This is a genomic window from uncultured Microbacterium sp. (assembly GCF_963521695.1).
In the GTDB taxonomy this organism is placed as follows: domain Bacteria; phylum Actinomycetota; class Actinomycetes; order Actinomycetales; family Microbacteriaceae; genus Microbacterium.
The window spans coordinates 1-10,000 of record NZ_CAUQWC010000121.1; the positions used below are offsets into that span (position 1 = coordinate 1).

The window sequence follows — 10,000 nt, forward strand, 5'->3', positions numbered from 1 at the left end:
CGCCAGAGCTCGGCTCCGAGGTCGCTGCGCCGGGTGCGCCGTGCCGGGGCTGCCCCGCGCGGCTCGCCGCGGGCGACGAGCGCCGGGCCGTACATCTCGCCTCCCTCGGCGAGCGGGTCGACCACCGCGCGCACGAGCGCCCAGGCACCCTGCTCCTTGGACTGCGTGATCGGGGCCTGCAGGTTGTCGAGGAAGCGGGTGAGCCGACTCGGCTCGTTGACTCCGCGCACCCCGCGGGTGCGTCCGCTGGTCGAGTAGCCGGGATGCGCCACGAGGCTCTGCACCGGGACGCCGTGCGCGCGCAGACGTTTGTCGGCCTCGAGCGCGAGCGCCGTGGTCGCTGCCTTCGACTGCACGTATGCGCGCCACGGCGTGTAGCCCTCGCTGAGCTCGGGATCGGTGGGCAGGTGTCCCCAGATCGAGGTCGATATGCTGCCCACCCACACCATCCGACCGCGGGCGCCGGCGAGGGGCTTGAGCAGTTCTCCGGCGAGCGCGAAGTGGCCGAGCACGTTGGTGGCGAACACCAGCTCGTGCCCGCCAACGGTCTCGCGCTGCTTCGGCGGGTGCACGACGCCGGCGTTCAGGAGGAGACCGTCGAGTCGGCCTCGGGCACGGGCGGTCGCTGCGGCCGCGCGGACCGACCCCATGTTGCTCGTGTCGAGCAGCAGCGTCTCGATCGCGGCATCCGGATGCGACCGCTTCACCGCCGACTTCGCCGCGGCGAGACGGTTCGGGTTGCGTCCGGTGAGCAGCACGCGCGCCCCGGCGCCGGCGAGCTGCTCGCAGGCAAAGTAGCCGAGCCCCCGCGTCGCGCCGGTGACGAGATACGACCGCCCCGACAGGTCGGGGAGGTTCTGAGGATCCCACTCGGTGCGCGCCACCCTACGACCCTAGCCAGATCGTCCGCCGCCGTCACGGGTTCATTCCGTTGCGGGCATATCGTCTCCCGGGAAAAATTCTTACCACCGATGCGTGACGAATCGGCAACTCCGCACGTCTCCTATACGAGCACGCGCTCCGTCGCGACGAGACCTCTCGCCGACGCCGACATTCGAGAAGGAGTCACATCATGGGTCTGGACGACAAGATCAAGAACGCCGCTCAGGACATCGTGGGCAAGGCGAAGGAAACCATCGGGAACGCCACCGACAACGACAAGCTCGTCGCCGAGGGCAAGGCCGACCAGGTGAAGGCGGATGCCAAGAAGGCCGGCGAGAACGTCAAGGACACCTTCAAGTAAGGTCTCTCCTGCGCAGACGGGCGGGTCACGGCTCTCGGGCCGGGCCCGCCCTCGTTCGTTCCCGGGGTGTGTCGGAGGCCGGGGTTAGGCTGGCCCCATGCGGACGCGTGGCGACATCGAGTGCTGGCTCACCGACATGGACGGCGTGCTCGTCCACGAGAACACGCCCATCGCGGGGGCGTCCGAACTGCTCGCGCAGTGGCGTGCCGAGGGCACACCGTTCCTGGTGCTGACGAATAACTCGATCTTCACGCCGCGCGACCTCAGCGCCCGGCTGCGCGCGTCGGGTCTCGACGTTCCCGAGGCGTCCATCTGGACCTCCGCGCTGGCGACCGCCGACTTCCTCAAGTCGCAGATGCCGGGCGGCTCTGCGTTCGTCATCGGCGAGGCGGGGCTGACGACGGCCCTCCACGAAGCCGGCTTCATCATGACCGAGACCACGCCTGATTACGTCGTGGTGGGCGAGACCCGCAACTACTCGTTCGAGGCGATCACCAAGGCCATCCGCTTCATCCGCGGCGGCGCGCGCTTCATCGCCACGAACCCGGATGCCACGGGCCCCTCGACCGAGGGAGTGCTCCCGGCGACGGGCGCCATCGCCGCGCTCATCACCAAGGCGACCGGCAAAGAGCCCTACATCGTCGGCAAGCCCAATCCGATGATGTTCCGCTCGGCGCTCAACCGCATCGGCGCGCACAGTGAGAACACCGGCATGATCGGCGACCGCATGGACACCGACATCGTCGCCGGCATCGAGGCGGGCCTGCACACGGTGCTGGTGCTCACCGGCATCAGCGACCAGCGCGAGATCGAGCGATACCCCTTCCGACCCGACGAGATCCTCGGCTCCGTCGCCGAACTCGTGCGCGCCGAACCGTTCGAGACCGAACTCGCCGACGGCGAAGAGGGCCTCGAAGCGGGCCTCTGAGGCCCCGCCCCCGTTTACGACGCCCCGTCCGGCGATCCGCGCGGGGTTGACGAACGCCGCACGCCACCGGCAAGGATGAAGCATGGACGACCGCACGCTGTGGCTGATCACCGCCTTCTTCATCACCGCCGGCACGCTGACAGCGTTCATCGTGCAGTGGCGGCGTTCGCGCCGCGGAGGCGGCGGGCGGGATCCGTTCGACGGTCCGGGACCGGACGACGATCCGCACTGAGTCCTCCGCGCGGCCAGCGCCCGTGGCATCCGATGTCGCACCGCCACCGCTGACGCGGGTGCCGCCGGTGCATGGAGGTGCGGGTGCCGCCGGTGGCCGGAGGTGCGGCGATGGGCGCCAGCCGGCATCCCACCCGCCGTGCGACGCGGACGTCCGAACTCGGGGCCTCTCGCGGCCACCCGAGAACAGGGGATCGCGCCAGAACAGGACCGCTCCTCAGCGAACCGACCTGCGCCCGACGAAGGTCCTGTTCTCGCGGGGGCCCTCTTACTGCGGAGCGAGACCCAGGTCGTCGAGGTCGATGGATGCCAGCCACTGCAGGCCCTCGGCCTCGATCGCGGCCTGCGCACCGGTCTTGCGGTCGACGATGACGGCGACGGCGACGACCTCGGCTCCCTCGCGGCGCAGCGCCTCGACGGCCTTGAGCGCCGACTGACCGGTGGTCGAGGTGTCTTCGACGACGACGACGCGCTTGCCGACGATGTCGGCCCCCTCGATCTGACGACCGCGGCCGTGATCTTTCGCCTCTTTGCGCACGACGAACGCGTCGAGCGGGCGGCCGGCGTGCACCGACTCGTGCATGACCGCGTTGGCGATGGGATCGGCGCCGAGGGTGAGTCCACCGACGGCCACGACGCCGTCGAGATCCTTCACCAGGTCGAGCACGAGGCGACCGATCGCCGGGGCCGCGCGGTGGTCGAGGGTGAGCTTGCGCATGTCGACGTAGTACGTCGCCTTCTTGCCGCTCGAGAGGGTGAAGTCGCCGTGGAACACCGCCTCGTCGTTGATGAGGCTAATGAGGGCCTGGCGGTCGGCTTCGAGCTCGGGAGTAGAGGCTGCGGTCACGGCGTCGATTCTATTGCGCGGTCACGGCGTCGATTCTATTGCGCGGTCCCGGCCCGCACCGGCGCGCGCACAACGGCGGGGGCATCAACGACACGCCGTGCCCGGGGCTCCGTGTCACGGCGTGTCGCCCCAGGCATCCGCCGTTGTGCACACGGCATCCGGCGGACGCTCCGGCGGACGGCGATGTCGGCGGCCGAAAGTAGGCTGGATGCCATGCGCCTGGCCACCTGGAACGTCAACTCCATCCGTGCCCGCGTCACCCGCACCGTCGAGTTCTGCGTGCGCGAGCACATCGACGTGCTGGCGATGCAGGAGATCAAGTGCAAGACGGAGCAGTTCCCGTACGCCGCGTTCGAGGAAGCCGGCTACCACGTCGCCGCGCACGGGCTGAATCAGTGGAACGGCGTCGCGATCGCCAGCCGTGAGCCGCTCGAAGACGTCGAGATCGGCTTCCCCGGCATGCCCGGGTTCGAGAAGGGCAAAGAGGGGCCCGACCTCCCGCAGGAGGCCCGCGCGATCGGGGCGACCGTCAACGGCGTGCGCGTCTGGAGCCTCTACGTCCCCAACGGCCGCGGCCTCGACGACCCGCACTACGCGTACAAACTCGACTGGCTCGACAAGCTCCGCGAGTACGCCGCCACCTCTCTCGCGGCCGACCCCCACCTCTCGCTCGCACTGACCGGCGACTTCAACATCGCGCCGACGGATGCCGACAACGGCGACCCCACGGTGGTCGAGGGTGCGACCACCCACGTCTCCCCTCCCGAGCGCGCAGCCTTCGCCGCGTTCGAGACGGCGGGGCTCACCGATGTGGTGCGCCCGCTCATCCCGACCGGCTACACCTACTGGGACTACAAGCAGCTGCGCTTCCCGCGCAACGAGGGCCTGCGCATCGACTTCATCCTCGGCTCCCCGGCCTTCGCCGACGCGGTGCACGGGGCCGAGATCCACCGCAACGAACGCAAGGGCGAGGTGCCCAGCGATCACGTCCCCGTCGTCGCCGACCTCGACTTCTCGGCCGCGGACGACGATGACGACATGCCGATGATCTTCGGCTGAGCGCCGCGCCGGTGGCATCCGGAGCCCTTCATCCGGGGTGCACGATGCACGCGGGAGATGCGGACGGGTTCGGCGCGCCGCCGGCTCCTCGCAGTTGTGCACGTTCCTCGCAGCGAATCAGACCGATCTTGCGAGATCAGCGCAGTTCTGCGAGGAAACTGGCCGACCGGTGCGCCGGGAGCGGCATCCGAAAAATCTTCTGCGCCCCTGTCGATTCCGCTCGCGCCCGTTCGACGCGATAGTAGGGGCAGGCATTCGCTCCCCTCCGATCGCTCGACCGAGCACACACGAGAAGAGTTCACGATGAAGTACATGCTGATCATGCGCGGCACCGACGAGGCGTACGCGGCATACAAGGAGATCCCCTTCGAGCAGGTCATCAACGAGATGGGTGCGTACAACGAGTCCATGATCGACGCGGGCGTGCTCGTCGCGGGTGACGGGCTGGCCGAGGACATGAGCGCGAACTTCGTCGTCGAGTTCGGCGGCGAGGAGCCGGTCGTCACCGACGGCCCCTACGGCGAGACGCACGAGCTGTTCAACGGCTTCTGGATCATCCAGGTGTCGTCGCGCGACGAGGCCGTCGAGTGGGCGCGGCGCGCGCCCCTCATCGCCGGCAACAAGCTCGAGGTGCGTCGCGTGACCGACGAGACCGACTTCGCGGCGTTCGCCGACAACGAGTACATCCAGAAGGAGGAGGGCTGGCGCGAGGAGCAGTCCTCGCGGTGACCTGCACCCCTTCGCCCGACGAAGCTGCCCGCGCGGGCGAAGCCCCCGTCGTGACCCCTGACCCCGACCTCTCGCGACGCGTCGCGGCGATCTGGCGCATCGAAGGCGCCCGGATCGTCGCGACGCTCGGGCGGGTTGTCGGCGATCTCTCGACCGCCGAGGATCTTGCTCAGGATGCCGTCGCCGAGGCCCTGGTGAAGTGGCCCCGCGACGGCGTGCCCCACAACCCGGGCGCTTGGCTCACGGCCGTGGCCAAGCGCCGCGCGATCGACGACTGGCGCCGCGCGCAGAACCTGAGCGAGAAATACCGCCTCATGGGTGCCGACCTCGAAGAGATCTCGGATGCCGAATGGCAGCCGATCGACGACGACGTGCTGCGCCTGGTGTTCGCCGCGTGCCATCCCGTGCTCGCCCGTGAGGCGCAGGTCGCCCTGACGTTGAAGGTCGTCGGCGGCCTCGACACCGAGGCGATCGCGCGGCTCTTCCTCGTGCCCGTGCCCACGATGCAGCAACGGATCGTGCGCGCGAAGAAAGCGCTGTCCGCAGCGCATGTGCCCTTCGCGGTGCCCGATCCGGCGGAGTGGCCGGCACGCCTCGGCGCAGTGCTCAGCGTGATCTACCTCGTCTTCACCGAGGGATACGCCGCGAGCACCGGCGACGCCGTCTTGCGCACCGACGTCGCGCACGAAGCGGTGCGTCTGGGCCGCGTGCTGAACCGTCTGCTACCCCGCGAACCCGAGGCGCTCGGTCTCTCGGCGCTCATGGAGCTGCAGGCCTCGCGGTTCGCCGCGCGCGTGGATGCATCCGGGGATGCCGTGCTCCTCGCCGACCAGGACCGTCGCCGCTGGGACCGCTCGGCCATCGCCCGCGGTGCGTCGCTGCTCGACCGTGCCGACGCCCTCGGTCGGGGTCGAGGCCCCTACCAACTGCAGGCGGCCATCGCGCTGTGTCATGCCGAGGCGACGAGCGTCGATGCGACGGACTGGGACCGCATCGTGCTGCTCTACGAGATTCTCGGCCGTGTCGCGCCGAGTCCCGTCGTCGACCTCAACCGCGCGATCGCCGTGTCGATGGCATCCGGTCCTCTCGAGGGGCTCGCGCTCGTCGATGCGCTCTCGGCGTCCGGGACGCTCAAGGGCTCTCACCTCATCCCCTCGGTGCGCGGGGAGTTGCTGAGCCGGCTGGGGCGCACGCGCGAGGCCCGGTCGGAGCTGTTGCGAGCGGCGGACCTGACCCGGAATGAGCGCGAGGCGGCGCTGCTGCGGAGAAAGGCTGACGCGCCCGGCGGGTGACGGACGAACGACGGCGGGGCCGGAGCGAACCCCGGCCCCGCCGCGTGATGCGTCAGGCCGCGGGGACCTCTGCCGGGGCGGTGCGCGCGACGAGCGTCACGAGCGCCTCGATGATCGAGCGGAGGAATTCCGCGGTGCCCTCGTCGGTCACGGTGCCGTCTTCCTCGAACAGGCCGGGGGTCGACTGGATGTAGCCCTCGGGCTGGCCGAGGACGAGGGCGTTGTAGTGCAGGAGCACCGCGCGCAGGTGCTGCTGGCCCGCGGCGGTGGCGACTCCGCCCTGCGAGGTGCCGACGACGGCGGTGGGCTTGTCGTTGAACGACGCCTCGCCGTACGGACGAGCCGACCAGTCGAGCGCGTTCTTCAGCACGCCGGGGATGGAACGGCTGTACTCGGGGGTGACGATGATGACGCCGTCGGCATCCTCGATCGCGGTCTTGAAGGTCGTCGCGACCTCGGGGAAGTTGCCGTCGTAGTCGGGCGAGTAGAAGGGGAGGTCCTTGATCGGGATCTCCTTCAGGGTGACGCCCTCGGGCGCGACCTTCTCGAGCGCCTTGGCGAGGCGGCGGTTGATCGAGGTGCTGGAGATGCTGCCGACGATGTAGCCGATCGTGTACTCGGTCACGATGATCCTCTCTGGGATGACGGGGGCAAAGAGCCCGGATGCATTCACGTGCAAGCATCCGGGTCGAATCTGTATTCCCCGCCCTCTTGACTCCGCCCCTCGGGGGATGCACGTGTCGGACGTCCGCTCTACCGTGGAGGGATGCCACGCCCCACCCGCACCCAGCAGCGCGGCGACCTCGTGCTCGCTCTCGTGCTGTTCCTCGGCGGTCTGCTGAGCGCCGTGCTGTCGGCGGTCTCGGGCATCTACGGCGACGAACAGGGCTCGCTCGCCGTCGCGCTGGGATACGTCGCCGTCCTCGCCGTCCCCCTCGCGTTCCGCCGCCGGTGGCCGTCGGCGACGGCGGTCATCGTGTCGGTGGCGTACTTCCTGGCCGTGACGTTCCGCATTCCCGAGCTGTATGCGGGCAACATCGCGATGTTCATCGCGCTCTACACGGTCGGCGCCTGGGAGCAGAACCGGCGCCGCGCCACCATCGTGCGGGTCGCGATCATCGTCGGCATGTTCGCGTGGCTGTTCGTGGTGATGTTCCAAGATGCCACGCAGCCCGTCGACGCCGCGGTCGAGGGGGCCTTCTCGCGGGCCGGGGCCTTCTCGCCGTTCGTGGCCTACCAGCTGCTCATGATCGGGGTGAACGCGCTCTTCTTCGGCGGCGCGTACTACTTCGGCGACCGCTCCCATCAGCAGATGCGCGAGCGCGCAGCGCTCGAGGAGCGCACCGCCGAGCTCGAAGCCGAGCGCGAGGTGACCGCAGCCCAAGCCGTCGCCCTCGACCGCGTGCGCATCGCGCGCGAGCTGCACGACGTCGTCGCGCACCACGTGTCGCTGATGGGTGTACAGGCGGGAGTCGCCCGCTCGCTCCTCGACCGCGATCCCGACGCCGCCCGCGAGGTGCTCACCGGCATCGAGGGGTCGGCGCGCAGGTCGCTGCACGAGCTGCGGCACCTGCTCGAGACGCTGCGGACCCCCGGTACCGACAGCGCGCCCGACACCGCGCCCACGACGCACGCGCTCACCTCGATCCGCGCGCTGGCCGACGATGCTGCTGCGGCAGGACTCCCCACTACCTTCACGGTGGTCGGCGAACCCGCCCACGATCCGGCGCCCCTCGTGCAGGTGAACCTGTACCGCATCGCCCAGGAAGCACTGACGAACGCCCGTCGCCATGCGGGGCCCGACGCGACCGCCGACGTGCGTCTGCGATTCGATCCGGATGCCGTCGAACTCGAGGTGTCGAACACCGGCCGCCGCGGCTCGTCGACGCCGGGGCTCGGGCAGACCGGCATGCGCGAGCGAGCCGCCGTGTCGGGCGGGACGATCGAGATCGGCCCCCGGGCTCGCGGCGGGTATCTCGTGCGCGTGCGGGTGCCGCTCGCTCGCTCGGAGGCGACCCGTGTCTGAGTTAAGCGTGCTGCTGGTCGATGACCACATGATGATGCGGGCGGGCTTCCGCACGATCCTCTCGCTCGAAGACGACATCACGGTGGTCGGCGAAGCCGCCTCCGGCGTCGAGGCGATCGCCGCCGCGGCCGAACTGCAGCCCGACGTGATCTGCATGGACGTGCAGATGCCCGACATGGACGGCCTCGAGGCCACCCGCCGGCTCACAGCCGACCCCGCCTCGAAGGCCGCCGTGCTCATCGTCACGACCTTCGACCGCGACGACTACCTGTTCGACGCCCTCGCCGCCGGAGCAAGCGGGTTCCTGCTCAAGAACGCCGGCCCGGAGGAGCTCGTGGCGGCGGTGCGCGTCGTCGGCGCCGGTGACGCGCTCCTCGCCCCCGAGGTGACGCGCAGGGTCATCGCGCGCTTCGCGGGGCTACCGCCCGCGCCCACGGCATCCGCTCCCTCTCCGCTGCTCCTGACGGAGCCGCTCACCGAGCGCGAGTCGGAGGTGCTCACGCTCGTGGCCGAGGCGATGAGCAACGCCGAGATCGCCGCGCGGCTGTTCATCGGCGAGGCGACCGTCAAGACGCACGTGTCGAACGTGCTGCAGAAGCTCGGCGCCCGCGACCGCGTGCAGGCCGTCGTGCTCGCGCACCGGCACGGGTTGGCCTGACGCGAGCCGACCTTCTCACGCGGCGACGCCCCGATGCGGACACAACGCAGGAGATCCGGTGCCGAAACAACGCGGCGTCGGCCGGAGGGCTCCCGCCGCAGGCGGATGTCCTGCGGTGTGTCCGTCGGATCGCCAGAGGTCCTGCCCGGGTTCCTTTCTGCGGATCGCCGCCGCGGTCCCTGCCCGCCGCGGACACAATGCAGGAAAACCGACTCCGGGCACCGGTCCGCGGACGGAGGTGAGCCGAGTCAGGGAGGCATCTCCTGCGTTGTGTCCCCGTCCTCCCCCTCACGGCGGAGGCCACGACCCCTCCCCGGGTGGAGGTGCCGCGGCATCCGGATGCCTAGCGTGGGACACAACGAGAAGAAGGGATGCATCGTGCTCGATCTGAACGGCATCACCAAGAGCTACGGCGGACGCCGCGTGCTCGACGACGTGAGCTTCACCGTGGCCCCCGGGCGGCTGACGGGCTTCGTCGGCGGCAACGGCGCCGGCAAAACCACCACCATGCGCATCGCACTCGGGGTGCTCGCCAAAGACGCGGGCACCGTCGCGCTGAACGGCGCGCCCCTCACCGCCACCGATCGTCGCCGCTTCGGGTACATGCCGGAGGAGCGCGGGCTGTATCCGAAGATGAAGGTCGCCGAGCACATCGCCTACCTCGCGCGTCTGCACGGCTTCGGCAAAGCCGAGGCGACGAAGAAGGCCACGGCGCTGCTCGAGCGGCTCGGGCTCGGCGAGCGCCTCGGCGACCTCGTCGAGACGCTGTCGCTGGGCAATCAGCAGCGCGCGCAGATCGCGGCGTCCCTCGTGCATGAGCCCGATGTCCTGATCCTCGACGAGCCGTTCTCGGGACTCGACCCGCTCGCCGTCGACGTCGTCGCGGGCGTCCTGCAAGAGAAGGCCGCGGCGGGAGCCGCCGTGCTGTTCTCGTCGCACCAGCTCGACGTCGTCGAGCGCCTGTGCGACCGAGTGGTCATCATCCGC

Annotated in this window: 12 protein-coding genes; 9 read left to right on the plus strand and 3 right to left on the minus strand. The window is 70.0% G+C overall.

Going from position 1 to position 10,000, the window contains the following annotated elements; all coding sequences use genetic code 11:
• Nucleotides 1–884, minus strand: an 884-nt coding sequence (locus RWP81_RS10095) for an SDR family NAD(P)-dependent oxidoreductase (RefSeq protein ID WP_314455666.1), incomplete at its 3' end; no start/stop codon positions are given.
• Between the two features lie 188 nt (nt 885–1,072).
• Here RWP81_RS10095 and RWP81_RS10100 point away from each other — a divergent pair.
• The 3 genes from RWP81_RS10100 to RWP81_RS10110 all read left to right on the plus strand — a co-directional run bounded on the left by RWP81_RS10100 (nt 1,073) and on the right by RWP81_RS10110 (nt 2,403).
• Complete coding sequence (locus RWP81_RS10100) at nt 1,073–1,243, plus strand: CsbD family protein (protein WP_055951934.1); 171 nt, start codon at nt 1,073–1,075, stop codon at nt 1,241–1,243.
• A 97-nt stretch (nt 1,244–1,340) separates the two neighbouring features.
• A complete protein-coding gene (locus tag RWP81_RS10105; protein WP_285136464.1) occupies nt 1,341–2,171 on the plus strand; it encodes an HAD-IIA family hydrolase in 831 nt (276 codons plus the stop codon).
• Between the two features lie 82 nt (nt 2,172–2,253).
• The gene (locus RWP81_RS10110; RefSeq protein ID WP_314455671.1) at nt 2,254–2,403 is read left to right on the plus strand and encodes a hypothetical protein; all 150 of its coding nucleotides are present in this window, start codon (nt 2,254–2,256) and stop codon (nt 2,401–2,403) included.
• 267 nt (nt 2,404–2,670) lie between these two features.
• On the opposite strand, the gene pyrE is transcribed toward RWP81_RS10110, so the two are convergent.
• Nucleotides 2,671–3,249: an orotate phosphoribosyltransferase gene (gene pyrE / locus RWP81_RS10115; protein WP_314455674.1), complete on the minus strand. Its 579-nt coding sequence runs from the start codon at nt 3,247–3,249 to the stop codon at nt 2,671–2,673.
• Nucleotides 3,250–3,462: 213 nt separating this feature from the next.
• On the opposite strand from pyrE, the gene RWP81_RS10120 reads away from it, so the two are divergent.
• The 3 genes from RWP81_RS10120 (at nt 3,463) to RWP81_RS10130 (ending at nt 6,329) form a co-directional block, all read left to right on the plus strand.
• On the plus strand, nt 3,463–4,308 hold the full coding sequence (locus RWP81_RS10120) for an exodeoxyribonuclease III (RefSeq protein WP_314455677.1): 846 nt from the start codon (nt 3,463–3,465) through the stop codon (nt 4,306–4,308).
• 303 nt (nt 4,309–4,611) lie between these two features.
• On the plus strand, nt 4,612–5,037 hold the full coding sequence (locus tag RWP81_RS10125; protein WP_314455680.1) for a YciI family protein: 426 nt from the start codon (nt 4,612–4,614) through the stop codon (nt 5,035–5,037).
• A gap of 50 nt (nt 5,038–5,087) precedes the next feature.
• Nucleotides 5,088–6,329, plus strand: a complete 1,242-nt coding sequence (locus RWP81_RS10130; protein ID WP_314455691.1) for an RNA polymerase sigma factor — start codon at nt 5,088–5,090, stop codon at nt 6,327–6,329.
• Between the two features lie 52 nt (nt 6,330–6,381).
• On the opposite strand, the gene RWP81_RS10135 is transcribed toward RWP81_RS10130, so the two are convergent.
• Complete coding sequence (locus RWP81_RS10135; RefSeq protein WP_314455683.1) at nt 6,382–6,954, minus strand: NADPH-dependent FMN reductase; 573 nt, start codon at nt 6,952–6,954, stop codon at nt 6,382–6,384.
• A gap of 141 nt (nt 6,955–7,095) precedes the next feature.
• On the opposite strand from RWP81_RS10135, the gene RWP81_RS10140 reads away from it, so the two are divergent.
• From RWP81_RS10140 to RWP81_RS10150, 3 genes are all read left to right on the plus strand, one after another.
• Nucleotides 7,096–8,355 (plus strand): histidine kinase, encoded by a 1,260-nt coding sequence (locus RWP81_RS10140; protein WP_314455685.1) that lies wholly within the window; start codon nt 7,096–7,098, stop codon nt 8,353–8,355.
• A complete protein-coding gene (locus tag RWP81_RS10145; protein WP_314455687.1) occupies nt 8,348–9,013 on the plus strand; it encodes a response regulator transcription factor in 666 nt (221 codons plus the stop codon). Before RWP81_RS10140 ends, RWP81_RS10145 begins: the two co-directional genes overlap by 8 nt.
• A 378-nt stretch (nt 9,014–9,391) precedes the next feature.
• On the plus strand, nt 9,392–10,000 hold a 609-nt coding region (locus tag RWP81_RS10150; protein WP_314455689.1), incomplete at its 3' end, for an ATP-binding cassette domain-containing protein.

Excerpts from the sequence above, each read along its gene's own strand:
- RWP81_RS10100 (WP_055951934.1), top strand. The coding sequence starts at position 1,073 with ATGGGTCTGGACGACAAGATCAAGAACGCCGCTCAGGACATCGTGGGC.
- RWP81_RS10105 (WP_285136464.1), top strand. The coding sequence starts at position 1,341 with ATGCGGACGCGTGGCGACATCGAGTGCTGGCTCACCGACATGGACGGC.
- RWP81_RS10110 (WP_314455671.1), top strand. The coding sequence starts at position 2,254 with ATGGACGACCGCACGCTGTGGCTGATCACCGCCTTCTTCATCACCGCC.
- RWP81_RS10120 (WP_314455677.1), top strand. The coding sequence starts at position 3,463 with ATGCGCCTGGCCACCTGGAACGTCAACTCCATCCGTGCCCGCGTCACC.
- RWP81_RS10125 (WP_314455680.1), top strand. The coding sequence starts at position 4,612 with ATGAAGTACATGCTGATCATGCGCGGCACCGACGAGGCGTACGCGGCA.
- RWP81_RS10140 (WP_314455685.1), top strand. The coding sequence starts at position 7,096 with ATGCCACGCCCCACCCGCACCCAGCAGCGCGGCGACCTCGTGCTCGCT.